The sequence below is a fragment of the Parabacteroides sp. AF39-10AC genome, from assembly GCF_003635405.1.
GTDB classification, from domain to species: domain Bacteria; phylum Bacteroidota; class Bacteroidia; order Bacteroidales; family Tannerellaceae; genus Parabacteroides; species Parabacteroides distasonis.
In genome coordinates this window covers 1-24455 of record NZ_QTLP01000039.1, presented here as the reverse complement: position 1 = coordinate 24455, position 24455 = coordinate 1, and the positions used below count along the sequence as shown (strand labels likewise).

Annotated in this window: 28 protein-coding genes and 1 pseudogene; 3 read left to right on the top strand and 26 right to left on the bottom strand. The window is 45.3% G+C overall.

The window, feature by feature from the left end; genetic code table 11:
• Positions 1 to 99: 99 nt before the first annotated feature.
• The 19 genes from DW033_RS22610 to DW033_RS22520 form a co-directional block, all read right to left on the bottom strand.
• A complete protein-coding gene (locus DW033_RS22610; RefSeq protein ID WP_005868897.1) occupies positions 100 to 285 on the bottom strand; it encodes a hypothetical protein in 186 nt (61 codons plus the stop codon).
• 18 nt (positions 286 to 303) lie between these two features.
• A complete protein-coding gene (locus DW033_RS22605) occupies positions 304 to 1776 on the bottom strand; it encodes a DUF3945 domain-containing protein (RefSeq protein WP_122383164.1) in 1473 nt (490 codons plus the stop codon).
• Complete coding sequence (locus tag DW033_RS22600; protein WP_008781147.1) at positions 1773 to 2885, bottom strand: DUF4138 domain-containing protein; 1113 nt, start codon at positions 2883 to 2885, stop codon at positions 1773 to 1775. The genes DW033_RS22605 and DW033_RS22600 overlap by 4 nt, the downstream gene beginning before the upstream one ends.
• A 12-nt stretch (positions 2886 to 2897) precedes the next feature.
• Complete coding sequence (locus tag DW033_RS22595; protein WP_007564699.1) at positions 2898 to 3083, bottom strand: hypothetical protein; 186 nt, start codon at positions 3081 to 3083, stop codon at positions 2898 to 2900.
• A complete protein-coding gene (gene traM / locus DW033_RS22590; protein ID WP_008781148.1) occupies positions 3080 to 4363 on the bottom strand; it encodes a conjugative transposon protein TraM in 1284 nt (427 codons plus the stop codon). The genes DW033_RS22595 and traM overlap by 4 nt, the downstream gene beginning before the upstream one ends.
• Positions 4350 to 5048: a hypothetical protein gene (locus DW033_RS22585; protein ID WP_122383163.1), complete on the bottom strand. Its 699-nt coding sequence runs from the start codon at positions 5046 to 5048 to the stop codon at positions 4350 to 4352. Before DW033_RS22585 ends, traM begins: the two co-directional genes overlap by 14 nt.
• A 4-nt stretch (positions 5049 to 5052) precedes the next feature.
• Positions 5053 to 6108 carry a hypothetical protein gene (locus DW033_RS22580; RefSeq protein ID WP_044547483.1) on the bottom strand — a complete coding sequence of 352 codons (1056 nt, stop codon included), beginning with the start codon at positions 6106 to 6108 and terminating at the stop codon, positions 5053 to 5055.
• A 6-nt stretch (positions 6109 to 6114) separates the two neighbouring features.
• A complete protein-coding gene (locus DW033_RS22575) occupies positions 6115 to 6711 on the bottom strand; it encodes a hypothetical protein (RefSeq protein WP_122383162.1) in 597 nt (198 codons plus the stop codon).
• Between the two features lie 5 nt (positions 6712 to 6716).
• Entirely contained in the window at positions 6717 to 6938 is a 222-nt protein-coding gene (locus DW033_RS22570; RefSeq protein WP_009276846.1) for a hypothetical protein, read from the bottom strand.
• Complete coding sequence (locus DW033_RS22565; RefSeq protein WP_122383161.1) at positions 6931 to 9537, bottom strand: TraG family conjugative transposon ATPase; 2607 nt, start codon at positions 9535 to 9537, stop codon at positions 6931 to 6933. The genes DW033_RS22570 and DW033_RS22565 overlap by 8 nt, the downstream gene beginning before the upstream one ends.
• Complete coding sequence (locus DW033_RS22560) at positions 9534 to 9845, bottom strand: hypothetical protein (protein ID WP_122383160.1); 312 nt, start codon at positions 9843 to 9845, stop codon at positions 9534 to 9536. The genes DW033_RS22565 and DW033_RS22560 overlap by 4 nt, the downstream gene beginning before the upstream one ends.
• Positions 9846 to 9857: 12 nt before the next feature.
• The gene (locus DW033_RS22555) at positions 9858 to 10202 is read right to left on the bottom strand and encodes a hypothetical protein (RefSeq protein ID WP_044545393.1); all 345 of its coding nucleotides are present in this window, start codon (positions 10200 to 10202) and stop codon (positions 9858 to 9860) included.
• A gap of 18 nt (positions 10203 to 10220) precedes the next feature.
• Positions 10221 to 10565, bottom strand: a complete 345-nt coding sequence (locus DW033_RS22550) for a hypothetical protein (RefSeq protein ID WP_009276850.1) — start codon at positions 10563 to 10565, stop codon at positions 10221 to 10223.
• Entirely contained in the window at positions 10562 to 10774 is a 213-nt protein-coding gene (locus DW033_RS22545; RefSeq protein WP_005868879.1) for a hypothetical protein, read from the bottom strand. Before DW033_RS22545 ends, DW033_RS22550 begins: the two co-directional genes overlap by 4 nt.
• 18 nt (positions 10775 to 10792) lie before the next feature.
• Positions 10793 to 11371 carry a conjugal transfer protein TraO gene (locus tag DW033_RS22540; protein WP_122383159.1) on the bottom strand — a complete coding sequence of 193 codons (579 nt, stop codon included), beginning with the start codon at positions 11369 to 11371 and terminating at the stop codon, positions 10793 to 10795.
• A 309-nt stretch (positions 11372 to 11680) separates the two neighbouring features.
• Positions 11681 to 12274: a Crp/Fnr family transcriptional regulator gene (locus DW033_RS22535; protein ID WP_122383158.1), complete on the bottom strand. Its 594-nt coding sequence runs from the start codon at positions 12272 to 12274 to the stop codon at positions 11681 to 11683.
• Between the two features lie 244 nt (positions 12275 to 12518).
• On the bottom strand, positions 12519 to 13649 hold the full coding sequence (locus DW033_RS22530) for a hypothetical protein (RefSeq protein ID WP_044545390.1): 1131 nt from the start codon (positions 13647 to 13649) through the stop codon (positions 12519 to 12521).
• Positions 13650 to 14345: 696 nt separating this feature from the next.
• Positions 14346 to 14828 carry a DUF3408 domain-containing protein gene (locus tag DW033_RS22525; protein ID WP_009276859.1) on the bottom strand — a complete coding sequence of 161 codons (483 nt, stop codon included), beginning with the start codon at positions 14826 to 14828 and terminating at the stop codon, positions 14346 to 14348.
• Between the two features lie 4 nt (positions 14829 to 14832).
• Positions 14833 to 15531 (bottom strand): ParA family protein, encoded by a 699-nt coding sequence (locus DW033_RS22520; protein WP_122383165.1) that lies wholly within the window; start codon positions 15529 to 15531, stop codon positions 14833 to 14835.
• Between the two features lie 399 nt (positions 15532 to 15930).
• On the opposite strand from DW033_RS22520, the gene mobC reads away from it, so the two are divergent.
• Genes mobC through DW033_RS22505 form a run of 3 tightly spaced genes read left to right on the top strand, consistent with a single transcriptional unit; the run spans position 15931 to position 18677 of the window.
• Positions 15931 to 16269, top strand: a complete 339-nt coding sequence (gene mobC / locus DW033_RS22515; protein WP_008770294.1) for a plasmid mobilization relaxosome protein MobC — start codon at positions 15931 to 15933, stop codon at positions 16267 to 16269.
• Complete coding sequence (locus DW033_RS22510; RefSeq protein ID WP_009276906.1) at positions 16266 to 17666, top strand: relaxase/mobilization nuclease domain-containing protein; 1401 nt, start codon at positions 16266 to 16268, stop codon at positions 17664 to 17666. Before mobC ends, DW033_RS22510 begins: the two co-directional genes overlap by 4 nt.
• A 27-nt stretch (positions 17667 to 17693) precedes the next feature.
• Positions 17694 to 18677, top strand: coding sequence for a hypothetical protein (locus DW033_RS22505; RefSeq protein WP_008781160.1), 984 nt, complete (start codon positions 17694 to 17696; stop codon positions 18675 to 18677).
• Positions 18678 to 18721: 44 nt separating this feature from the next.
• Here the strand turns inward: DW033_RS22505 and DW033_RS24790 are convergent, their stop codons facing one another.
• The 7 genes and pseudogenes from DW033_RS24790 to DW033_RS22465 form a co-directional block, all read right to left on the bottom strand.
• Positions 18722 to 18877 carry a hypothetical protein gene (locus DW033_RS24790; protein WP_009276905.1) on the bottom strand — a complete coding sequence of 52 codons (156 nt, stop codon included), beginning with the start codon at positions 18875 to 18877 and terminating at the stop codon, positions 18722 to 18724.
• A 610-nt stretch (positions 18878 to 19487) separates the two neighbouring features.
• A complete protein-coding gene (locus DW033_RS22500) occupies positions 19488 to 20135 on the bottom strand; it encodes a hypothetical protein (protein WP_007844576.1) in 648 nt (215 codons plus the stop codon).
• Positions 20136 to 20391: 256 nt separating this feature from the next.
• Entirely contained in the window at positions 20392 to 20778 is a 387-nt protein-coding gene (locus DW033_RS22490; protein ID WP_007844574.1) for a hypothetical protein, read from the bottom strand.
• Positions 20733 to 21614 (bottom strand): hypothetical protein, encoded by an 882-nt coding sequence (locus DW033_RS22485; protein WP_225982696.1) that lies wholly within the window; start codon positions 21612 to 21614, stop codon positions 20733 to 20735. The genes DW033_RS22490 and DW033_RS22485 overlap by 46 nt, the downstream gene beginning before the upstream one ends.
• A 275-nt stretch (positions 21615 to 21889) precedes the next feature.
• The gene (locus DW033_RS22480; RefSeq protein ID WP_010185964.1) at positions 21890 to 22249 is read right to left on the bottom strand and encodes a cupin domain-containing protein; all 360 of its coding nucleotides are present in this window, start codon (positions 22247 to 22249) and stop codon (positions 21890 to 21892) included.
• Positions 22185 to 22629, bottom strand: a pseudogene (locus DW033_RS25395) (DUF3408 domain-containing protein). The gene DW033_RS22480 and the pseudogene DW033_RS25395 overlap by 65 nt, the downstream one beginning before the upstream one ends.
• Positions 22630 to 23833: 1204 nt before the next feature.
• A complete protein-coding gene (locus DW033_RS22465; protein WP_009276914.1) occupies positions 23834 to 24370 on the bottom strand; it encodes a methylglyoxal synthase in 537 nt (178 codons plus the stop codon).
• Between the last annotated feature and the right edge of the window lie 85 nt (positions 24371 to 24455).

The window sequence follows — 24455 nt, the reverse complement described above, 5'->3', positions numbered from 1 at the left end:
AAACAAATGGGCAACATTAATGATTTTATGTTGACCTCAACATAAAATCATCAGTTCGGCGAAACGCTGTAATGCTTTGTCACTTGCTGTATCCATGATTTATTGGTATAGATTTCTGTTCTCGTAATCAAGCAGCCATTCTCTGGCCGTTTGGTTGTTTGTCTCTTGCTGCTTGGCAGCCATCTCTTCTTGATAGGCTTGTGCAAGCTCTTCCTGTGCAAGTAGAAACTCTAAGTCACTGATTTCTCCTGCAATGTTTTTCTGTACTAATTCATCGTAATCCATAATTCCTGATTTTTTAGGTTATAAGTCATTGAAAGCCCGGTTGATGGTGCTGGCTATCGGACGGGCCATTTCCTTGCTGTTGTCGGGTTTGGGTGTGCTGGCCAGTTTGACATCTCCCAGTGTCTTTGTGCTGCCTTCCATCCCGAAAATCTTTTGTACGGCTATCAGCGTGTTGGCTTGCACACCCGTTTCACGCATCCGGGTAAGGTCTTGTTGGGTGAGCCGGTACCCTTCTTTCTGTATCTCTTGGATGACATGAAAGTTGTCGGTCTGTGCGGCATCCAACAGACGTGCGGCCTGCCTTTCATGTTCGCCCTGTTCTTCTGGCTTGGTGCCGAACAGCTGGATGACTTCATGGGTTTGCCTTTTATCCAGACCGTGTTCCTTACCGATTCCTTTGATAAACTCTTCACTGGGTTTATATCCTTCCTCTTTGAGCTTCCCGATTTTTTCAAAGTCATGTTTGCCCACCGCTTCCTTAAACTCGGCTTCCATATTGCGCCCCTCTTCGTGTTTTTGCTCTTTTGCAGCCTCTATGTTGGCCGCATGGGCTTCCAGTTTGGGGGGCATGGCCTTGATCAGCTCTTGTGCCTTGCCGGGAGTGATACTCTGTATGTTCTGTATCATGACTCCTTTCCTGTCATCCGTCAGTTGGATGTCGGCAATGAAGTAGCCTTCCGGACTGTGCAGCAGCTTGTTCTCCAGTGCATGGCCGTTGGCGAGCAGGTATTTGTCGGCTTTGGTTAACTTGTAGCCGCCATATTCGCTGGTCTGCCCGATGATGTCGGGAATCTTGATTTCCTGGTTGGTGCGCAGGATGACGGAGTTCAGATCCCGGTCAACTTGCAGCAGGATGTCCTTCTTATTTACGGTGATGGGTACGATGTCACCGGCAAGCAGCTGTTCTTTCTCTTTCTTGCCCAACTTCTTTCCCAGCACCTTGTCCGGGATAACCAACGCCTCTTTGCGGTAGAATACGGAGATTCCGTCATCGTTGAAACGGAGCTTCCCCGGTTTGCCGTGTATCTCCATCAAATCAGACATGACACCCTTTTCCAGCTTGGTGCCTTTCCCGTCGAGGATGTTCCCTTGCTTGTAGGCGTATTCATAGAGCGACTGTCCGGTGTAGCATACCTTCAGGCGATGGTCGATGACGGTAAAGCTGTCTTTGTCATGTCCCTTCAGGTTCTCCCACCGCTTGATGCTGATGCCCTCCTTCTCCAGCTCGGCGACATATTTAGGATCATTGGCACGTTCCTTGTCAAAAAGGGCGGATACACGTTCTTTTGATTGGTCACGAAGGCTTTCATCGTACTTTGCTCCGGCTTTTTCCCTGATTTCGCTTACGCTCATGCTCAGCTCTTCCCCGTCTTTGCGGAACCGGAAATATCCGTCCCGGTATTCGGTCTGATAGCCCAGTGATTCGGCGATGCCGCCGAACTGTCCCACGTTGTCGAACATATAGGTGTCTAATGCTTCTCTCAGTTTCATGGCTGTGGCTTGTATAAGGGTTCTGCGGAAAGGATGTATTCGTTCAACACGGCCAGCTTGATGTGCCGCCCGCCGTTTCGCTCGTAAATCTCGATCTCGAATACCTTATCATCGGGTATCGTGAATTTGTCGAAACCAAGTATCAGCCGGTTCCGGCTCTTACCCTTGATTTTCGTGTCAAAATCTTTCTGATAGATAGGTTCGATGGTCGTTTCTTGCTGGATGGCGTTCTTGCTCTTCTTCTGGTCACGCTGGAAACATTTGACAAACTCGATGTCGTAGTCGATGTATGATTTGTTTTTCAGGTCAAAGATGAAAAACATGAAGCCCTCATGCACATACAGATTGGCCATTGACAACTCAAACTTGTTCTCGATGACCCCCAGGCTGTAGATGTTGCGCTTCTTGTTGCGCAGCTCTTGGATGCATCTTTCCATTTCCTCGCTGTTCACATCCACATGGGCGGTATATTTGCGCTGGTCATCGAAATTGTAGGTGAATACGGAGGTATTGCCCCGTTTGATGGTGATGTGGTAAGTGTTCATGGCCTTATCCACCACAAACAGGTTGGAATATGCCACGGCATCTTTGGCGGTTGATACTTTCAACTGGTTGTTGTAGGCGGCCAGAGTGAAGGACACCTCGTTGCCGGGCGTTCCGTAAGCGATGTCCTCCGGAAAGAAGAACTCGGCCAGATGGAGGTCGCTGACTTCTGCCTGATAGTCATGGTGCTGCCATTTCCCGTTGTCCTCGTAAATGTTCGGGTGCGAATCCGTGCCGCCTTCGGGAAGGTAGCGGATGTGATAGGTGTAAACGCTTCCGTCGATGCAGACTACGGTCAGGTTGGTCTCTTCGGTGAATCCTTCCGCTTGCGCCGAGAGCCTGACGATATGGGGCGCCTCTTCTACCCGGCTGGCCATGACAAGCTCCTGTTCGCCGATGGCGATATCAGATACTTGCACAGGGAATACCAGGTGTTTCACACAGTCGAAAGAGATAAAGATGTCTTTTTGGCTGATGGCTTGTTGCCGGGGAGTGCCGTTTCCCTGAGCGAAGAGCGGCAGGCTGCACACAAGGCAGTAAAACAGTAGATAAATATATTTCTTCATGTTGTCGATATGTTAAACGGTTCTTGAAAAAAAGGCGGTGAATACGGTAATGCCCCATAGAAGAAGCAGGGTAATGCCGAAAGAAACGGTCAGCGGACGGATTTCTTTAAAGGCTCGTCCGTTCCGGCGTGATACGTAGATCCGATAGCCGAAAAAGACCGCTGACAGCGCAAGCAGGTAATTGAGAATATCTATCATAATTTGTCTATCAATGTTTGAAGGGGATGATTTTTCTTGTTCGTTTTCTCTTGTTCCATTTGCTCATAGAGCTTCTGTAACTCCGCTTGCACGGCTTGCCTGCGCAACTTCGATTCCTGACTCTCTTCCTGGATATACATTTCGTAGTTGGACTTGAGATGTACCTTCACTTGTGAGAGGCTCATGTTCAAGATTTGCTTGGCTACCTGGGTGGTGGCGTTGACTACGCTGGTCACTTCGCTGGCCATCGTGCCGATGGAAGAGAGCGGCATGTCAATGTTCTGTACAAGACCTTGTTCCATACGCTTGGCTGCACTGGCTTTCAGGTTATTGGGCAGGTTTAAACCTTCCATGGCATCATTGTCGAAGACAACCACCGATACGGGATTGAGGTTGTCTCCTACCTTCAGGTTGCTGACTACCACATCGAGGCGGTTGGCTCCCAAAGTGGCGATACCGTAAAACAGCGTGTTGGCCGGTATCTTCATGCCGGATAGGGTTACGTCCTGAAGCAACCGCATCCGTACCGTACTGCCCGTGACTACGGTCTGGTCGCCGTGGATGCAAGCCCTGAAGAGGTTGCTGTTTCCCGGTGTGGAGGTCGGTTGGCGGCGTACCCGCTTACCGTTTTCGGCACGGTAGATCGGGCCTTTTTGCATCAGGCTGTCGGCGGATGGATGGCCGGAAGGGTTGGCAGCGGCTTTCTCCGTTTTTCCCTCTTGGTCATAATTGACAATCCGTTCATACATGCGCTTGCGGTATTTGTCGGATTCTTCCAGTTCCTTGCGGATGCGTGAGTTCTTCTTGGCTTCCCGGATAATCTCGTTGAGTGCCTGCTCGTCCTCCAGTCCGTCCAGTTGGCTTTCCAGCTGATGAGAGAAGCGTCCGTTCCGGCCACCTCCGTATTCTGCCATGACTTCGCTGTACGGATCGTTCTGCATACGGCGGATGCGCTCCAGTGTGGCACGGTCATACCGTTCCTGCTGGTTTTGCAGCTCGAAGTAAAAATCAGATCCTTTGACCTGAGACTCTTTCAGGATGCGTGCCTTCTCCTGCTCTTCCAGTTTGTCCTGCTTATAGGCTTCCATCTTGTCGTTCACCTTGTCGGCCATTTCCGACTGTGGTTCCAGAAAGGCTTGCGAGGCGGCCTGTCTGTCACTCCCTGACGGCACGTTCCCGTCCTCACGGATGAAGAATACATAAAGGAAGAGGATGCCCAGGATTACCGGGATGGCCATCAACAGCTTGTTCTTGTCTTTGATAAGTTTATTCGGTTCCATGGTCGGTTGGTTTAGAGGTTTCTGACTGGTTTTCATTCTTGCCCGGAGAAGCTGCCTGCGATGTGTTGGCGCCGTTGCTTTCCACGGGTTCGGAATAGCGGACAATCCAATCTTCTATCTTGGCTCCGTGCGCATTTTCCTCGCTGCGGGACAGCATATCATAGATGGTGAACTCCGCTTCGATATTACGTGAGATGCTTCCCCGTGCCCGGTACCCGGTCTGCGTGAAGATTATCTTTCCGGAAACGGGTATCGTTTGGGTGTTAATCTTTACATCCTTGATGCGTACCCCGTAACGGATATTCTTTTGTATGAGTGAGTTCAGCATATTCACATCGTTGTACTCATTCAACAGCTCCTTCCCCTTGTTGCCTATGAGGTTGAGCGCAAGCGAAATGTTCTTCTCGTAGCTGCTCTCGTCAAAGGCATACCAGTGGGTTACGAAGGTCTTTACATGGTTCATGTATTCGTATTGCCGCATATCGCTGGCAGACAGGCTGCTTGCCTCATAGACTTCTCCCTGCCTGTCGATGACGAGAGCCTGGCCGTATGCTTTTTCTATTTTGTTGATAAGGAAGATGATACTGCAGGCAAAAGCGATAGTCAGGATGATGCAGTACCCGGCTGAAAGCCGGATAGTCAGCTTGACCGCATCATCTGCTCCTTTGAATTTCATCAGATTCATAGTTCTATTTTTTATTGTTGTCGTTTATGAAACTTGCCCCGATAGAGGCGGCACCGCCTACGTTGGTCAGCTTGCCGCCTGCCGCTGCGCCTCCCATCAGGGCGATGGTGGCCGCCGTGGTGACGATTGACACGGTTTTCGAAATGATTTTCCCGGCATCGTTGTGTCCTACGATTTTGGAGGATAGCCAGAAACAGCTGCAATAAGCACCGATCAGGGCGAGATCCATTCCTAAATATTGTATCTGCTGCGTAGCTGCGTCCACCATGTCGGCACTTTCCGTATAGATGGCCTTGAAGGTCTGCCACATGATTTGGTTCAGGATATTGATGACGGTGAATACCATACAGGCGGAGCAGAGCGTACCGAACCAGATACTCAACTGTTTCTGAAAGACCGGCAGCATGCTCACGGCAAATACGAACGGGCCGAGAATGACCAGTAGCTTGACAATGACCACGCCGATACCTAAGATGACTACTTGTATGATTCCTACCAGTAGGGCGGAAATGCCATGAAGTACAAGGGTGGCGAGGTTGGCGGGATTGAGCAGCTGCACAATCTTCTCCACGCTGGAGCGTACACCGGTCATTTCGTCCTCTTCCATCTTTTTATCCAGTTCGTGCTGCATGGCGCCGGTGTTGTCTTCTCCGGCTGCTACCTCCGACTGGAGGCTGTGTTTGTCGTATTCGGCAATCATCTCTCCTTGTTCGGTGGCTGATTGTGCCATGAACTGGGCAAATTCCTGCGCACGCTCGGAGGTCAGCGAGGTGGCTTCGTTAATTACTTCCATCGTGCCTACGATGGTTTGGGCGATGGGGGTGTACATACTCAGGCAGAAGAACAGTACCAGGCAACGGGTGATTTCCATCATGTCGGGAAATTTGTCCTCATTCGGGCTTAACAGCTGGCTGGCTCCGTGATAGAGATAGTTGTATGCCAGGTTACAGATAAAACATATGACACCAACACCGAAGGCGATGACCGTCATTTGCGAAACGAGTTCCATTGTCAGGCCGTCCGTGATCTGGAGTCCCCAGAGAAAATTGTCTTGATTCATAACGCTCTAATTGGTGTGTCGTGTGAAAGCGGCCAGCCGTCCCTGATAGTAGGTCTTCCGGTTATGCCCTTTCATGGATTTGTAAATGACCGTGGAACGCACGGATTCGTTAAACTCTCGCATTTCTTCAGCTGCCTTCTCTACCGATTCCTTCACTTGCTCGATGAATGACATGCGTCCTTCCGAGTTCATCGAGAAGTAACTGGTCACGGTGGCTACCTTGAACAGCAAATCGGTACTCAGGCTCAGGTTGACGGTTACACGCTGAAAATTAAGAAATTTCAAACAGTGGTAATTTGAACCTACATTCAGGTAAAAACTGTAGTCACTGCTTAGGCAGGCTACATCGTCAAGTAAATCGGCCAGTTCTTTCAGTGACTTGAGTTCCTTCAGCTGGTCGATTTTTTGCAGGCCAAGCCTCAGTTCCTGGGCATCTATCATTTCATTGATTTGTGCGACCCATTTCTTGACATTGGTGATCCATTCCGTTGAGTTCAGCAGGGTGTGTACGGGATCATGCACGACAAACTGGGCATGAACGCTGCCGGTTCCCATTAGCCCCATCGAGACGGAAAGTCCGAGTATGAGAATGATTCTTTTCATGACGGTTATTTGTTGATGATGAATAATAGGGTGAATATGACACATACCAGCCAGGCTATCAGATAGCTTTTGGCGTTCTCTTTTTTCATGGCCAGTGCCCATACCACGAAAATGAGCGCAACGCCTAAAAGTGCGGCGGCAATGCTTCCGGCAAGATTGTATGCGCTGCCGTTGAAGTCGGTTGACCAGCTTAGAAGGGCGGTCAGCCCTTGGGTGGCGTCATCCATACTTTTTCCTCCTTTCCTCCAGATAGCGGTTGATGGCCGTATAGGTCGAGCCGCTTTCGTTGAACAACTGCTTCAGCCGTACTACCGTCGCTTGGCGCGAATCGAAGGCTACGGCGGCGAAGTCGGACACCTCGTTGCGGAAGATGAAGGCATCGTTCGACATCTTGATGAAAAACTCTCTCCAGCGTTCCGTGCGTTGCAACGACTCGATCATATAGGCCTCTTCGTCCGTGATGGAAAGCACGGCTTTCACTTCCGGCAGGTTCTGCCGGTGTTCCGAATGGTCGAGGATAATCTTGGTTGCGCAGTTGATGATGATGGAGTCCTTGATACTGGACGGCATGTTTTTCAAAAACAGGATGTTCTGTGCGGCCAGCGTGATGCTTCCCTCCTTTTTACGGAAGGTACGGTACAGGTAGGCGATGAAGTCTCCGAATTTCTCGTCTTGCAGGAAGTCGAGCGCTTCGTCGATGATCAGTTCTTTGGCAAATCCCTGGCGTTTCTTGATTTTATCCACGATCATTTGCAGGGTGATGATGGCAACGAGTGGAAAGTACTCTTTCTTAGAGGCATCTTCCATATCGAAGGCTATCAGCCGGTCATACACGATATCCACGTTCTCGGTGGCGTTCAGCAGGAATGACAGCTCTCCGTCCGTATAGGGTTCCAGCAAAAGCAACAGCTCCTCTATCTCGAATTTCTGTTTCTCAAACTCGGTCATCCGTTTGCTGAACACTTCCTTCAGATAAGCCCGGTAAGTTATCAGCGTCGGGAAGATACGCTCATGCTTCTCTCCTATTGAAGAGTTGTTCACATAGTCGTAAAATCCGATGACGGATTTCCTGAGAATGGCGTTCTCGGCAGGCAGCATGGGTTCACGTACCTTCCAAATGTAGCTGATAATGGCGACGATGGTCTTTATCTGGTCATCGGCGGACTCGGCATCCGTGGTGTCGATGTATAGGTATTTGCCGTTCTTGTCACGGTCACACAAGAAGGGGTTGAACGCAAATTTCTTCTGCTCGGTAGAGTCGAAGTATTTGCCCCGGTTCAAGGCTATCATCGAGCGGTAAGAGCCGCCGATGTCGATGATCATCACATCCCGGCCCAGTTCATAGCTTTGCAGGATGTAATTGTTCAGCCAGAAAGATTTACCGGAACCGGACGGGCCGATAACGATGCGGTTCTTGTTGTTCAGCGCCGGATAATCCCAGAGGTTTATCTTGGCGGGAGTACCGAAACGGTCATGGTAGATATGTCCTTTCTCGTCCGAAAGGTACATCCCCTCTTTTTGCAGATAACAGATGGCCTGCTTGGTCGTGTTGACGAGGCCCCGGTAATTGGCCCTGGCATTGCCGGGTATGTTGCAGAAGAACAGGTTGCACAGCTCGGCGTTCTCCACATAGCACGAACTTTGGTTCATAAAACTGAAGCCTTGCTGTACCAGTGCGGTTTTCCGCATGAGCGAGGTACGGTCTGTATCGTTCAGTACGACATTGAAGGCGGTATAGGCGGTCTGGTAGTCGAACTGGGTAATCTCATCGCAGAAAGCTGCCTGCTCGCGTTGCTTCTCCGCTGCGGGCGGATAAAAGTTGGTGATGTAGTTCAGCGCGTCTTTCTCCGCACCGATGGCCGTTACGGTGGCATCGGGATCGGTTATCTCTATCACGATGTTTACGATGTGGTTGAACGGCAGGCCAAGTCCTACGGGGTACAGCATCGAGCATTTGCTCCGTATGCTGTCCGGTATCTCTATGTTTCCCCCGTATGCCTTCGACTTGCCGGTGTGCGGCACGGCCAGTTCTTGAAGATGCTCGCCTTCATTGGTCAGCGAAAGGATGGAAACGTGCTGTTGCCCTACTTTCATGCTTCCGCTTTCACTGACGGCCATAGGGTTGACGCTCTTCTGCGTGGCATCGTTTTCCGGTGTCTCGTAAGAGAGGTTGACGTAGTCGTAGATGGCGTTGTTCAGTTCCGTATCATCCATCTTGCGTATCTCAAACTGCTGGATGGATGACAAGCCGTTCTCAAAGTTCATCAGAAAGGCTTCCATTTCTGTCAGCCGTTGCTGATATTCCTTATAAGGTTGCTTGAACGGGTAGTGCAGCTTTCGCATCAGCGAGGTGCCCGATGCGCTTTTGCGTATCTTACCGTTTCGGTTGCCGTTCGTGAACGTCACATACAGGTTGGTGTAGCTGTTCAGTATCTCCTTGCCGTTGAAATGACGGTTGTTCTCCGCTATCAGGGCATTAGAAGAGTATTCTGCATGATGGTATCGCCCCGTATAGTAGAAATTCTGCTGATGGATGACCGTGCCTGCCGGAAGCATCTTCAAAAGAGCCTCCAACCGCTCATGGATGTATTGCGCCTCGCTTTCCGACAAGGTGAACACTTCGGGCAGAAGCAGCCGGTAGCCGACGGTGATGTCACCGTTCCCGTTGATGACGGCGTTCTCCGTGATGGTCTGGATAGGCAAGACACTTTCCAGATCCACGGATTTGTCCTTCACCTCTATCTCTGTCTGCCGGATATACAGCAGAGCAATCAGCAGGCACAGCGCACAGATTAGCAGTGATATGAGTATGATGATTCCTATCATGGTTGCTGTTTTAGGATGAATTTGAAAATCTGCCGTTTGTCCGTTATCTGCCGGGGGGTGGCGTTCTTGATCCGGAGGCCGGTCAGGTAGTCCGGGTTACCGGCCTTGTGTTTCTTTTTCAAGGTTTGGAACAGCAGACCGGATAGAAACAGAATGGCGGAAATGATTCCGATGATGAGTATCGGGTGCAGCTGCTTGAATATGCTCACGATGATGATGATGGCCGTCAGCAGCATGAAGATGGCGAACTGTCCCGATGACAGACCGAAGAACTTGATCGGCTTGTTGATTTTACGCATGGTTCTCATGGCTCTTCGTTTTTAGATAATCAGGAAGGCCACCATGATGACTACCACGGCGATGATCCAGCCGAGCAGGTATTCCTTGGCATGGGGATTGTTCGTGGCAAGCGAATAGATGACAAAGACCAGGGCGATGCCGAGTACCGCCGCCAAAATGTATTTGGCTACGTCCAGAATGGTGTCCGCACCCTCTTTGGCTTTGTCTGTCACTTCGGATAGGCTGTTGATCTTCAGGCCGCTTTGTGCCTCCGCCACTTGTGCCGTTCCCAACAGCGTGAAGAATATGAGAAAGGTGAAGATAACCTTTCCGTAGCGGTTAATGACTTGGTTCGCTTTTTCTTTTACATTTTCGATTGCTTTCATTTTGTTCCTATTTTTTAATTAAACATGAATCGTTTTCAGTCTCTCCCATTGCACATCCTTATACTTGATGGATATGGGCTCTTCTTTCGGCTGTTCCGGCAGGGGTTTGCCTGAGTAGTAGTAGGCTCTTCCATGCAGATACATATCGGCTATCTCGGCGGCCAGTTCCTCTTCTTCCAGCTCAGGCTGAAATACCACGCAGATGACCGGATAGGCTCTCTCCTGCCCTTCCTTGCGCACCGCCCCCCTTATCGGCTTCTCTTTCTCCTTTCCGGAAGAAAGGGCTTTCTTCTTTTTCCGGAAGTAAAAGTGAAGCGTGACACAGGCGAGTATGGCAACCAGTATCAAATCCACTACGTTCATAAGAGTTGCCAGATAATGAGCCAAGTGACCAATGCCGTGATATAGGTGATGATGGCCTCTTTGGTGCGCTCGTGGTTGCTTATCAGCTTTTTAAGTACCGCTAGTCCGGCACATAGAAAGCCTACCCCTATCAGCATGGCGCCTATTTCACGGTATAAGGAGATTAGGCCGGATACATTTGTATCGGCTAACAATATGATAATAAGCATGGTGATATGATTTGTCGGTTAGTAGAGCAGTATCTTTATTCCTACGTTCCAGACAGTGTTCCACTTCTCAATGGATAGTGGATTCCAATGTTGTTGTATGCGGGCAAGCAATGCCGTTCGGGGCAGGATGAATACTTCCAGTTCCGTTTCCAGTTTCGGGCCGATGATGAAGTTGTATTCCTTATCGGGGTGGCGGACGTATTCTGTACCGATGAATCCTCCCAGGGCGATGCCCCAGTAAACGGATTTCAGATTGCTGGCCAGGGTTCTGTAATAACCGCCGTCCACATAAAAGTCCTTACCCTTATCATGTATCGTTTCGGGAATCGTTTCTTCCGGGTTCAAGGTAGAGACTTGTGGTAGGTTGGGTGTGTATTCGTAAGGCTTCTCAAAATAGCTAAGCCCGGCTTTCCAATAGCTTGTCCGGTAGATGTATCTGGAAAAGGACAGGTTGTAATAGTTGCCTGCATTGCCGAACAGGTTAGTGCCGTAGTTCAATTCAAGTGCCGGGATGTTCTCATAATGGCGTTGCGCAAAAGCGCTTACGGTGCATAACAGCAGGCTAAGGCTGATAGCAGTCAGTCTGATGTGTTCCATGGGAATTACTCTTTAGGTTATTAATGTTATATATTTTTCTATTTGTCTCATACGGTGTTTCCAATTTACGCGGATTCCTGTCGGCAGAACCGAATCAAGGTGCTTATCGCGTTGTTTTCGCTCCAAACATATAGATTATATACGGGAGAGCAAATTTTATGAAGGGCTTTTAAAGGGCCTTTCGTGTTTATTTAATGTGCATTAAAAAATACATGTGCCGTAAACCGGCAGGTGTGGAATAATTCTACAGAAAAAAGCCGGATAGGATTAGTTGTGTAAAACTGTCCTGCCCGGCTTATAGGGTTTGGTTTATATGCGCTTTCGGATGTTGCTCAATGCTTGTGGCGTGATGCCGATATAACTTGCTATGTCTTTTAAGGGTATTGAACGTAACAGCCATTTTTCATTGGCCAAAAGCGCTTTGTAACGCGCTTTGGCATCCAGTGTGTAAAACTCCTCTTCCCTTATTATTTTGCGGTTGATGGATCTTACCAAATGTATTCTGGCCAGCTTGTTGAAGTTGATGGATAACTCATATAGCTGATGAAGGTCTTTTTTGGGCAATCTCCAGATCTTGCATGGCTCCAATGCCTTGATATTGTAGTGGGCATGGTGTTCTTCATGTGAAAGGAAAAAATTGATGAACTCTTTGGCTTGGATAAACCGTGCTGAAATCTCTCTATTCTCTTTGTCCGGAAACCATAACCGGACGATGCCGGATTCCAGATAATAGAGGTAGCATACTTCCTCGCCCCTAGTGACGAGGTGTTCTCCCTTCTTGATATGGATAAGCTCGAAATGAGCATCAAGATACGCCTTTTCTTCGTCTGTCATCCGCACGTGGAGATGGGCGTCCATTACCATGAGCGTCTCATCTATCAGGGTGGCAATTGTTTGAACCATTGAATTTGTTTTATGTTTATATAAGGGTACGGAAACGTACCCTCTAACATGGACGTGGCGTTCCAACAACAAAGGCACGCCCCGTACCAGTTTCATACTGGTACAGGCATGCGCCTGTTGTTGTTAATTCCTTAACGATAGATGCCACTCTTTTGTTAGACAGACGGACGTATGTAAAAAGCAGACTGCCAATTTCCTGACAATCCGCTGCAAAGATACTATTTTATGATTTTTGTTCCAACTTTTAGGGATTTAAGTTGACGGCAAGGTCTTCTGGACGAATGCCTACTACCTTTATATAGATATCCCGGTAGATGTTCTCCTTAATCTCCTTGTCCTCTTCAGAATAAAGCCATGCGGTAAATTCATGATAATATTCGCCGGTTCCCAATTTAAAGAAATCCTTATATTGATAATGTCTGCTCACGGGAATGCCTTTCTTGTTTAACAAGAAGGATGATTTGAGCGCATCGTAATATTGTGAGGTCAATATCGCCTTTATCTTTTCATCGAAATATTCCAATGTTTCCTGGTCAAAGAAAAACTGTACAGTGTAGGGCCACTTCTCCCCTTTTCCTTTGATGTACTGGTATTGGAATTTGGTTCTTTCCAGCTTTTTGTTGATACCGTTTAAGATGCTGGTCACCTTCTTCTTCCGGTCATGGTTGTCCTTTACCGTTACATCAAATTCCTTGGCAAGTTGGTCAACCGTAACGGTGAAATAAGGTGCTTGTCCTTGGTCAATCTTATACTTGATCAGGTAAATCATTTTCGCCAGGTTCAGATAAAACTTGCGGTAGCCTTTGCGGTTGGGCAGGTTACGGTAGTCTTTCAGTTCCAGCAGATTGTATTCGGTAAGCAAAGTATTCATCAGATCTTTGCTCAGATGCACGTTGTAATTCCGCTTGGTGCGCTTTTTCGTGCTGAAGTCATCCTTTATCTCAAAGCGATCCAGTATTTGAATGAACTTATATTGCGTCTTGCCGTTCATGGCGTATGCTACACTGAGGTTGGATGTCCCTAAACGGTATAACGCCGCTTCAAAGGTGTTCTCTATCGGATGCTCTATCTTTTGCCCGTTCTGTTCGGTGATATATACCGGACGTTGGTTGCTGAACAGGAAATCAAGCTGCTTCTCGGTCAGTTTCCGTTGCAGCTTGGTTCGCTCATACCCCATGACCTCACAAAAATCGTTGATGGAGAACCAGCAGTCACCGAACAGGTCTTTCATTTGTGAAGATGCCACGTAAATGATAATGTCAGACATGACAGTGCCGCCTGCATCAAATAGAGCTTCCAATACTTTCGTGTTGGAAGACTCGCTGAGAGTCCTGGGGACTCTGCTCAACTCTTTTTGCGTATTGCTTTCCTTCATAGGCGGACACTTGTTGTTTACGGATGCAAAGATACGTTTTTCCCACGGAAGATAGTGAATATAACTCCCTACAAATGAAGATGCCAAAGCGTTTTTTTCGTGTTGTTTCTCGATTTAGTTGTGTAAAAGTGTCCCGACTACGGCTGTTTCCGATCCCCCAGTTGTGTAAAAGTGTCCCGAATGACCGGTTTAGTTGTGCAGAAGTGTCCCGGATTCCTGATTTAGTTGTGTAAAAGTGTCCTGAATGCAGATTCTAGTTGTGTAAAAGTGTCCCGACTTTCCTGTTCAGTTGTGCAGAAGTGTCCCGAATAGTCGGTTAGTTGTGCAGAAGTGTCCTGGTTGCGAAAAGATGCCATCAAGCGCTAACATGCAATAATATAGTTGATTATACGGAAAACCTCCCTTATTAGTTGTGTAAAAGTGTCCCACAAATACTTAAATTCCTAAAAACCTAAATAAAACAAAGAAATGATTTTGCTACTGTATTCTTACTTTCGGAAAAAATTTTGAGGTGGAAACAAGTAGAAGTTTGAATTCTTTAACATATTGTCCGGGATAATAGGCAAAGGGATTTTTCCACAGTTGTGTAAAAGTGTCCCGGTTCAATGCCGACCTTCACTAAAACAGCGTGCAAAAATAACGCCTGCCCGACAAATGCTGTCGAACAGGCGTATATATATTTTTCCGAAAGTAGAATCAGATGCTCATATACTTCTTCAGTATCGCTTGAATCTCCTTGTTATGGCTGGTCAATACGTCTTCAAGAATGTTGTTGGCGATATTGTGCATTCCTAATCCCGTGGCCATAGCAATCTGCTTCAGCTTTCTGTGGGTTTCGCTGGATATCCGGATTACTTCGGTATTCTTTAATTTTCGCTCTTCCAGATATTCCGAGAATTTTTTTCCGCTGACTTTGCTTTCTTCTGTTTTTGGGGAAGACTGCACGGAAGGTTTGGATTCCGGCTTTTCCATTTGTTCCGGCTGAGGTTCTTGGACGGTTTCTGTGACCGGAGCCGATTCTTTCACCTCTTCATGAATGGGCTGTTCAATCGTTGGTTGGGGAATGGTGCTTGCCGCAACACTTCCGATCTGCTGGATTTCCTGCTCTTTCTTACTGGCGCTTTGCAGCAAAAGTTTTCTCATGGCGGCTGATGATGTCCTTTCTTTGTTGGTTGCCATAGCTTTATTCTCCTATATGGTTACAGATTAATTCCAATACCTCTTCACAGAACGCATCACAAGGATGATGGTACGCTTTATTCAGCGTGCTTAAATTGCGTTGATAGTCAACCCTTGAATCCTTGATGTAGTTTTGCATCAACTCGAAAGGCAGGGATTTTTTATTCCTCAGAATATCCTTGAACTCTAGCACATTCGGAAGAACACGGTTCATAACACCACGCACGGTAGTCTTTTTGCCAATCTTTCGACGGCTTTCAATGATTCCCTCATAGATGTTATTGTAAAAGACCAATGTAGGTCTTAGATCGGTCTGGTTCGGCTCGAAGGGAATGATGATCACGTCAACGAAGTGCAGCGTTTCAACTACACCGTTTTGTTTCAGGTTACCCGGAAAATCGACAAGTATAATGTCGTAATTGTCCTGAAGGAAATCCAGTTGGTTGATGAACTCTGAGGAAGAGATATTGATAACCTCATATTCTTCTTCCTTTTTCATGATTCCGTCCTCGGCTTCGTCCTCACGTAATTTTCCGATAGTGTTCTGCATGTCGTCGATATCCACAACGGCAATGGATAAGCCACCCTCTTCGTTTGACTGCGAATGAATATAACCTGCAAACAAAGCTGTCAATGTGGACTTTCCTACTCCGCCCTTGGGATTCTCAAAAGCTACGACTACTCCTGGTAATATTTGTCCCATAATGTACGTTTTTAAGTATGTGCGCAAATATATAAATAATAAATTAAATAATTGCATACTTTTATAATTAATTTATTATATATTTATTTACTTATATAAGTAATTACGTATATAAATATGTATATAATTATGTATGTACTTAATATTATAATTAAGTATGTATGTTCATACTTTGTAATAATGTGATTAGTAACTATGTCTTTTGTAACTAATAGCTTTTCGTTTGCCTGTTACAATGTGCGCAGTTACTTTGTAACAAAGTGCGCGGTTAATCTGGATTAAGAAATCAAGACTTTTGTCTGGTTTTGTTTCACAGCTGAGTATTATTGTATATCTTTGCTAATGCAAGGTATGTTTTTGTGGGTACAAAAAACCTTGCGACAGCCGAGCTGCCGACCAATGTTCGTTACACTCACATACTCTGTATATATGAAAGAAAATCGAGATATAAGTATAAAGATCCGCTTGACGGAAGCCGAGAAAGAACAGCTTCTTCAACGTTCAAAGGAAGAGGGAAAATCCCTTTCTTCCTTTATCAGAGAGTCTGCCTTGAAAGGCAGAAGCATATCGAAAACCGATGTGCAAATGATATATGAACTTCGTAAAATAGGAGCCAATATCAACCAGCTTGCCAAACATATCAATACGCTTCCGTCCGATGAAAATATATTGTATTCATTGGATCGGATTAACCAATACCTTTCGGATGTAGAAACCATTAACCGGAAATTGTTATGATAGCCGAGATACAGCCTTCTTTCTCATCCCACCTGTCCATGAGCCGGAAAATCGAATACCAGCTTTCCAAGGTCAAGGAAGGAAACGGAAAAGTGCTTTGCACCTCCACCGGTGACGAACTGGCCGCCATGCCAGCCTACATGAAACTTATCTCCCAGTTGAATGACCGGGTGAAACTACCTTATGCGGAATTTATTCTGAGCCTCTATCCGGGAGAAAGCCTTTCCGATGAACAGTGGCTTTCTCTTGCCGGGGAATATATCGAGAGGATGGGGTACGGAAAGTCCTGTTATGCCGTTGTCCTGAATACTGACAAGGCACACAGCCATGTGCATGTGCTGCTGACCACGATTGATGAAGAAGGCAAAAGCATTCCTTCCGGGAATAATTACAGCCGTTCCGAAAAGATCTCAAGGGAACTGGAGCAGAAGTATGGGTTATTGCCTTTAGAAAAGGAAGGTGTCAAGAGAACCACATTGGGAGAGTCGCAATACCGTAACTATTATTTTGATGCGGCCTTGAAAAAAGCCATGCGTAGTTATAATTATAAGGATAAGGTATCGGCTGTCCTGGAACAATCCGATACATACTGGTCTTTGGATAAACCCTTGCAAGAAATAAAACTGGCCAATGAAGAATGGCGTGTCCTGTTGGGTGATGAAAGCTATGACAACCTTTTCGCATTGCTGGAAAAAGGAGGCTTTTTCAAACCCTTGTTCAAGGACGAACTGTTACAGCTGCTTGACCGTATTTATTCTTTTTCTGAAAGTACATCCGATTTCCGAAGAAACCTGGAACAAGAAGGGGGATATATGCGCCTTGTCACCAAGAATGACAAATCCTATTATGTCTATGGCATTAAGGATTCTGGATTTTATCTGAAGGACGTTTCGCTTCCTCAGAAATATCGCTTCGGTAATATCCGTTTTGATGGCCATGGCATGAGTGCCGATGAACAGAAGCATTATCTCTATGACCACGTGTTTAAGGCTTTGAACTCTTCTTCCGGATATGAGGATTTCAAGAAGAACTTGGCGGAAGAATCGATTCGGGTGACGGAGCATGTAAACGGCAAAGGCGCATATGGGATTTCTTTCTATATGGAAAACGTGGAAGATCCTCATATCTTCAAGGGTGCGGAACTTTCTCGCCAGCTTACTTATCGGAATATCCAGAGGCATTTCGATGGTGTGGCTATCGGTTTCTCACCGCATATTGATAGGGTAGGGGAGTTCCGTGAGCGGGTGGATCGTGAGGCTTTCTATATGCAGGGTGGGGGAGTTATGGCCATTCCGGAGCTTGACATTACCGGCAGCGGGAAGAAGTCGCAAGAGGATGATCTCATACCGTCCAAAAAGAAACGGAAACGCAAGAGTGGTCCCGATTTCTCATTATGATGAATACTAACTTAATACATTTGCTTTATGAATTATCAGACCGTTTTACAAAATTATCATCCCACTGAACAGGGGGATTTCATGTTGAGATATGAGATAGGTGGCCGGGGATATGTCGTTTACTCACCGGAGAAAGATGCGTTGTCTTGTATCGAATTACATGGCTTTTCCGAGCTTACTCCTTGGCAATTGGCTTTTGTCCTTTCATTGGATATGCAGCAGATGAAAGAACAGGATGAGTTTTCTCTTTCCGTATGTTGCAAGCGGGAAAAGCTCTTGTCATATCTCTTTGATGTAGAGGAAAGCGAAACAACTTTGAAGACAAAACATGTGTCCGGGTGGCAAGGCTATCTGATGATGGATATACACAAACCTGATAAGGTACGGAACGTGTTCCAGTTTCATCCGGAAACGAAAGAAGCCCGTTTGGTCTTTGACAATCGGTTATGTGTCGCTTCCCTTCGTGAGAAAGAAAAAGGAAAGCTCATCCATCTCTGTTGGAGTCCTTCTCTCTTTGCTGCCATCGATAAGGGAGGAGAGCGTACCGCACCGGCTTATCTGTTGGCTTCTGATGCTGCCTTGTTGCATGGGTATGCCATGAAGCAGATTGCGGAATGCTTTGCCGGTACACCGGTTGAAGAACAGGTTATCGGCATTCATGTGGGGGATAATGTCTATGAAGCCTTGTCTTTCGTGTGTTATTATGCCCGTAACACACAGAATGAATACATGGTTATCCCGGAGAGAAAAGATGGGATGGTAATTCTTGAAACTCCGAAATGGAATCCGATACGCCAGGCCAACTTCGTGGCTTCACTGAACAAGATGGCGGTTGACCAGGCGAAGAAACGCTATCCGGAAATGGAGGTTCCAAATGAACGGCCATTCACATGTCTCTCTTTTTCCCGGAAGTCTTTCGTCTATTTCCCGGATCTGAAGGTGTATCAGGAGGTGTTCTTGAAGATGTATTTGGGATTGGTGAGGTTACAGGAGGTGCATTTGCTGGGGTAAGGAACAATTGCAGTGCTGCTTATAATATAGTGGCACTACTATTGTTAGAGTACTTCTATCGTTCCTTTGGTTACGGCATCGGCCAGTAGTCTTTTTACAATCCTGCCACTGGGAGGATTGGTTATCCCAAGCGTTATCTCAACCCTGTTTGATAGAGGATGATAGTGCAGGTATTGGAGGATTTCATCTTCAATAGTCATGTTCTAATTCTTTTATCGGGACAATTTTGCCTGATATTTATGCTTTTGTTTATTGTTCTGTCCCGATAGAGATTATTTTGGATGGACAAAGAAACGCTATCCGGAAATGGAGGTTCCGAATGAACGGCCATTCACGTGCCTTTCTTTTGCCGGAAGTCTATCGTCTATTTCCCGAGTCTGAAGGTGTATCTGGAGGTGTTTTTGAAGATGTATTGGGAATTGGTGAGGTTACAAGAGGCGCATTTGTTGGAATAAGGAAAAGGGTGCATCTAATGCCCAATTTGAAAGGATCACCTGCTACAGATAACTGTAACAGGGATATTATCCTTAAAAAGTGAGTTAGATACACCCTTTTAAAGTGCTTCTGTTATTTCTTTGTTTACGGTGTTGGGGAATAATCTTTTTATTACTCAGTTATAGGGAAAATAGGTCTGATATTTATGTTTGGATTATATACTTTGAGGATAAGTGAAGAAAGATATCTGAAGGTGGATTCTTTTATTTAGAGTTCCTTTTAGAATAAGATTTCGCCAAACAGAAATATATTTAGAATTGTTTCTCATAAATCTCAATGCTGCAACATTGAAGGCCAATCTGTAAGCTTGATATCTTATACATTTATTCTTATTTCCAACTTTTCATATAGCACAACCGCCTTTATCAGAGGCAGATTCTCCTTGTAGAACCACGGGAAATCAATACATCTGAAATCGATATGGCTCTCCTCTAGTAAATTGAAAAAACGGATATCGTTTATCATGTCTTTTATGGAAACGAATAGAAGTGGTATTTTCTTTCTTTTGCAAAAGAATAATGCCTTTTGCAGTTCTGCGTATGCGATGGTTTGTTCATCTTTGTAGGTTGAGTCATTTTTCTTGTCAAAAAAAGATAACTGGACTTTTAATGAATCATGCCGTTGGAGGTATTCTGCTAGCAGTTTCTGTGTTTCGGGAGAGTTGTTATCGCCATATAGTATTATATCATTGTATTGTTTCATATCAGGTATTTGTTCCGGTTGCACACTTCTTTTTTCCAAAGGTAACCTTGCATATTCTTTTATTAGATGTTGTTTCGTGACCTTCCGGGGATTCTCTACTGAGTAGAATGCATATTTGAATATAAATTGAATCCCTTTCTTCTGTACACATTCCTGTTCTGAGAAAAAAGAATTCAGACGTATTTTGGCCTCTTGAAGGAACTGTTTGGGGATATCTTCCTGATAGGTATTGGTTGTGTATTCAAGGACGGTCTTTTTCATGAAAAAAATCAATGGACAGATTCATTACCAGTATCTATGATAAGTTTTTCCAACCCGTCAATTTTTGCGTAATGCTGTTTCTACTATTTAGAATCCGGAAACGAAGCTCCTTTCGCGAGATTTATAGTCCGGTATATATACTTGCTTACCATATGAATAAGTGGTTTTTGAACATTCCACCGGCAAATTCATTCCGAATGCCTTCCACATTGAGTACAATCTTGGTCTTGTCCATAATAATCAATGCTATAGATTATCATTTCTTTTTCAATATGGATATTAGGTTATCTAATTGAGGTTCGATAACTGTCTTGTAAACCAACTTCATTCTTTTATCAGAGGCTTTAATAAATGATTCCATTTTTCGTCTTATGTCCTCATTTGTTATTCCCGTCAGATTTTTCAGATACCATAGAATGGCAAGCAGGTAATATACATTCTCCAGGTCCACGGAAAAATCGCAGCCCATACCACCAGGTACGTCCACAATTTCCGTGTTCAGTGATTTCTTTTTTTCGATGATTTCTTCAAGAGCCTTTATCTCCAATGGATTGAGTTGAGACCATTCTTCCGGCCAAATATCACTTGCTACAGTTTCTATTGAATCCCAATCTTTTCGTAAATTAAATTCTTTATTATCCATATTTTCGTTACATTAATTTTAGATAAAACATAAATCAATATAAAAGCGATTAGAGCCATAATCAGCATATACCATGATACATTCATCTCTTTTACGAAAGAGTAGCAAGCATATCCCGCTAACGCGAACAAGCTATAGTGGATGATTGACAACCATACGTTCATTGGTGAACTCTGTTGTATCAAGGCATTTTCAGATACGCTTCTTTGTAAATGTTCGATTTGTAATTCTTCTATTGCGTATGCCAACCCGTATCTTTTATCCTTAATGTTTTTACGTAATGTTTCAGTTCGTACTTTCAAAAGATATTTCGCCGATTCGGACATAGACTTCGCTCCGTATAGCGTATTCACCACTTCTAGCGCATGATTATTGGCAATAATTTCATTATATGCTATAGGCCAGAACTGTAGTAATGCCAATACGGAAGCGAGTAGAATCGCGGAAATTTTCATCCAGGCAGGAATGTCCGATACCAAAACAAATAGAGGCAGAATAATAGCCGAACAATAAAATTGCCTCTTGAATGCCAGCATCAAATCATGGGATACACAATGTGCAAATTCATGTGCCAACAAGATTCTGTCTTTCATGGATTGCGGATAAAATGTCTTGGGAACGAATATGAAAGAAGATGCATTATAAAACGCAAAACTTTTGAATTGTCCGAACAATTTGTTTGCCCGGATAACAATTGTTCGCTTATCTCCTTGCCTGTTGCCCCACTGGAATAATTGGTATTTTCGCATTTCTGTGTCGATTTCTTTAATAATGTCATCTTCAATTATTTCCAAATCGATACCCTGTTCTTTGAACTCTTCTACCGCCTTATTCAAATCCAATAGTTGGTTTTTGAATACAGATTGAATGGAAAATTGAAAAATTCCCCAATCTACTATTATGGCAAGAGGCAATAGATAAAGTGCCGTATAATTGAAAAAACATGTAATAAGGCATAACACGGAACAACGGCATATCACCAATATGGTATTTAGTAAATCTAATATTCTAAATATGAAAAGATAGAGTACCATATTACATAGAAAATTTGTCCAATTAAAATATTTTGAAATTTATAAGTTCCAAAAAGCAAAGGTAATTATATACGACTTTACACTATCTCTAAAATAATAAAAGGACACATGATTATGTATCCTTTTATTATCTTGTATAATTCAGCTATGATTACATGTTTAACACCTTTCTTGATCGTAACCGTATCGCCTCTGCTAACAACCGACCTGATATCATCGAGTACCAGTACTCCTTCGCCGTCGATAAACGTCCAGACTTCATTGCGATGGCGGTGTAACTGATAGCTGATACTCTTATCGGATTTGATTTTCAGTTGCTTGGTAATGGATTTGTAACCGTTGGAAAACTCGGCGGTATTGACTACTTTGTATTCACCCCAACGACGTTCCTCGAATATCGGCCGATATTGCAGAAGGTCGGCGTAGGTCTGTCCCATCCTCGTCATCCCAGGGCCGGTAGACCTCACCGAGCAGCCCGGCGATATCCTCCCTGTGCTCCTCCATATGAAGCCCAGCAGCCGGATGATGAAACCCGAGATGCTGCCGCAACCGGAGGCCCTGACCAGCATGGCGATACGGCGGTGCAGCCTCCCGTCAATGTACACGGTCTTCCACTCCGCGGACTTGGGAGCGGGAACCTCCTCTTGTATTCTTCCGGGGATGTCATTTCTGCCGCTCGGGACCGCCTTTCACGGTCCGGCGTATCCACTGGAGGTTCCGGAGATGTGGAGACGGGATCTGACAGGAAGTTCCCCATAAGCCCGACCCTCCCGAGAATTATATCGGAAAGCCGGTCCTTTTCCTTTTTTGAATCCATTTTCTTAAAATCTTAAATTATTAAATTACACAACCGGTATTGTTTCGGAATACAAAATAAAGGAAGAAGAGGACAGGACGGAACCGCCTGTCACTTATAGTCATGGAAAGTCTGTTATTGTCATGGGGTGTGTAAAAGGGGAAGGTGGGGAGGCTCTCCATTTACAGAAGTGTAGAAGTAACAATCCGTCAATGGAAACAACGAAGGAAGGACACGAGGTATGTACGGCTCACCGCCCGTTCTCCACTTGCAGAAGTGTAGAAGTAACAATCCGTCAATGGAGATAACGAAGGAAGGACACGAGGCATATACGGCTCACCGTCCGTTCTCCATTTGCAGAAGTGTAGAAGTAACAATCCGTCAATGGAGATAACGAAGGAAAGACACGAGGCATATACGGCTTACCGTCCGTTCTCCATTTGCAGAAGTGTAGAAGTAACAATCCGTCAATGGAGATAACGAAGGAAAGACACGAGGCATATACGGCTCACCGCCCGTTCTCCATTTGCAGAAGTGTAGAAGTAGCAATCCATTAATGGAGAATTGGGTATGGAAAGGGCTGATTTCCCGTATATGTGCCTCTTTATTCCCGAATTATGGGCGTAAGCCGCATGGTTATGGAGAGATATCCACCCTTTTATGGGGAGAAAGGCCGACAAATCCCCGATGGAAATGCCCCGCAAATCACAAGAGAACAGCCATATAATGGGCTGATACACAATAATTATTGGAGAAACGTGGTCCGCCCCTGCGGACAGCAAGTTGTCTTTTCGTTAAACGAAAACCAAGCGGTTTAACGGCAACCTGCCGCCAAACCGTCCCTACCCCCTGATGCTCCGGAGTCGTGGGGGATAAGCTACCGGCATGTTCCATGTCCCTTTGGCATGGGATCCTGCGGATGAATCCGGGCACAGAAAGGCGATTTTCGCATAATTTTTCACAAGGTAGTTCCAGAAAAAACTGGTAGCAAGACTTTGCTGGAAGGACTAAACAAGAAGGTGAAAGGAGTGATGTACACCCGCAATGCCCTTGTCCTTTTTCGACTGGGATGCATAAAGGAAGCGAAATATTTTATAAGTGGTTTCTTTCCACCAACCAGAAGGGTTGGTGGAAGCAGATTACCATTCAGTAGATACCAGTTCTGAAAGATGTAAACAACTTGTTTCTTAGATAGCCTTATAAATATGCTACTACTTATTACAGTTCATTTGGAAATGTTATTCTCACTTTTATTCCTCCGCTTTTTCACTTGCTCCACTGCTTCAGATATGATTCCCTTGTTTTCAAAACGCTGCGTGTAATTGGTATAATCCGGGTGAATACGTTCGTAAGTTGGGTCAGTGAATAAGGGACTCGTAATAATGTGGTCCGCAGTCGAACGGTTACAGCAGAAAACAATATTTTCAACTCCAGCCAGTCTGGTCAATGCTTTCACATCCGTATCGTGCGGCTGTAGTGTCATCGGATCTGTAAAAAAGAACAGATAGTCTATTTCTCCTTCTACGATCCGCGAACCAATTTGCTGGTCACCTCCTAAAGGACCAGATTTCAGGATTGTGATATCCCATTTGATTTCAGGATGTTTTTCTTCAAGGGCTTTTTTAATTAGTGTACCGGTTGTACCCGTACAATAGAATTTATGTCCTATCAGACGTTCCGAGTTCCAGAGAACCCACTCTATCATGTCTTTTTTCATTGCATCGTGTGCAACAAGTCCAATTCTACGAACCATTGTTTCCATAAAGCTAAATTATTTTATTTTTATATGATAATTAGAGTTTATATTGAATAATTGATTAAGGCGTTCTTTGACTTATCTTTGTGGT

Coding starts and splice junctions, on each gene's coding strand:
- DW033_RS22610 (WP_005868897.1), bottom strand. CDS start 285: ATGGATTACGATGAATTAGTACAGAAAAACATTGCAGGAGAAATCAGT.
- DW033_RS22605 (WP_122383164.1), bottom strand. CDS start 1,776: ATGAAACTGAGAGAAGCATTAGACACCTATATGTTCGACAACGTGGGA.
- DW033_RS22600 (WP_008781147.1), bottom strand. CDS start 2,885: ATGAAGAAATATATTTATCTACTGTTTTACTGCCTTGTGTGCAGCCTG.
- DW033_RS22595 (WP_007564699.1), bottom strand. CDS start 3,083: ATGATAGATATTCTCAATTACCTGCTTGCGCTGTCAGCGGTCTTTTTC.
- traM (WP_008781148.1), bottom strand. CDS start 4,363: ATGGAACCGAATAAACTTATCAAAGACAAGAACAAGCTGTTGATGGCC.
- DW033_RS22585 (WP_122383163.1), bottom strand. CDS start 5,048: ATGAATCTGATGAAATTCAAAGGAGCAGATGATGCGGTCAAGCTGACT.
- DW033_RS22580 (WP_044547483.1), bottom strand. CDS start 6,108: ATGAATCAAGACAATTTTCTCTGGGGACTCCAGATCACGGACGGCCTG.
- DW033_RS22575 (WP_122383162.1), bottom strand. CDS start 6,711: ATGAAAAGAATCATTCTCATACTCGGACTTTCCGTCTCGATGGGGCTA.
- DW033_RS22570 (WP_009276846.1), bottom strand. CDS start 6,938: ATGGATGACGCCACCCAAGGGCTGACCGCCCTTCTAAGCTGGTCAACC.
- DW033_RS22565 (WP_122383161.1), bottom strand. CDS start 9,537: ATGATAGGAATCATCATACTCATATCACTGCTAATCTGTGCGCTGTGC.
- DW033_RS22560 (WP_122383160.1), bottom strand. CDS start 9,845: ATGAGAACCATGCGTAAAATCAACAAGCCGATCAAGTTCTTCGGTCTG.
- DW033_RS22555 (WP_044545393.1), bottom strand. CDS start 10,202: ATGAAAGCAATCGAAAATGTAAAAGAAAAAGCGAACCAAGTCATTAAC.
- DW033_RS22550 (WP_009276850.1), bottom strand. CDS start 10,565: ATGAACGTAGTGGATTTGATACTGGTTGCCATACTCGCCTGTGTCACG.
- DW033_RS22545 (WP_005868879.1), bottom strand. CDS start 10,774: ATGCTTATTATCATATTGTTAGCCGATACAAATGTATCCGGCCTAATC.
- DW033_RS22540 (WP_122383159.1), bottom strand. CDS start 11,371: ATGGAACACATCAGACTGACTGCTATCAGCCTTAGCCTGCTGTTATGC.
- DW033_RS22535 (WP_122383158.1), bottom strand. CDS start 12,274: ATGGTTCAAACAATTGCCACCCTGATAGATGAGACGCTCATGGTAATG.
- DW033_RS22530 (WP_044545390.1), bottom strand. CDS start 13,649: ATGAAGGAAAGCAATACGCAAAAAGAGTTGAGCAGAGTCCCCAGGACT.
- DW033_RS22525 (WP_009276859.1), bottom strand. CDS start 14,828: ATGGCAACCAACAAAGAAAGGACATCATCAGCCGCCATGAGAAAACTT.
- DW033_RS22520 (WP_122383165.1), bottom strand. CDS start 15,531: ATGGGACAAATATTACCAGGAGTAGTCGTAGCTTTTGAGAATCCCAAG.
- mobC (WP_008770294.1), top strand. CDS start 15,931: ATGTTCGTTACACTCACATACTCTGTATATATGAAAGAAAATCGAGAT.
- DW033_RS22510 (WP_009276906.1), top strand. CDS start 16,266: ATGATAGCCGAGATACAGCCTTCTTTCTCATCCCACCTGTCCATGAGC.
- DW033_RS22505 (WP_008781160.1), top strand. CDS start 17,694: ATGAATTATCAGACCGTTTTACAAAATTATCATCCCACTGAACAGGGG.
- DW033_RS24790 (WP_009276905.1), bottom strand. CDS start 18,877: ATGACTATTGAAGATGAAATCCTCCAATACCTGCACTATCATCCTCTA.
- DW033_RS22500 (WP_007844576.1), bottom strand. CDS start 20,135: ATGAAAAAGACCGTCCTTGAATACACAACCAATACCTATCAGGAAGAT.
- DW033_RS22490 (WP_007844574.1), bottom strand. CDS start 20,778: ATGGATAATAAAGAATTTAATTTACGAAAAGATTGGGATTCAATAGAA.
- DW033_RS22480 (WP_010185964.1), bottom strand. CDS start 22,249: ATGGGACAGACCTACGCCGACCTTCTGCAATATCGGCCGATATTCGAG.
- DW033_RS22465 (WP_009276914.1), bottom strand. CDS start 24,370: ATGGAAACAATGGTTCGTAGAATTGGACTTGTTGCACACGATGCAATG.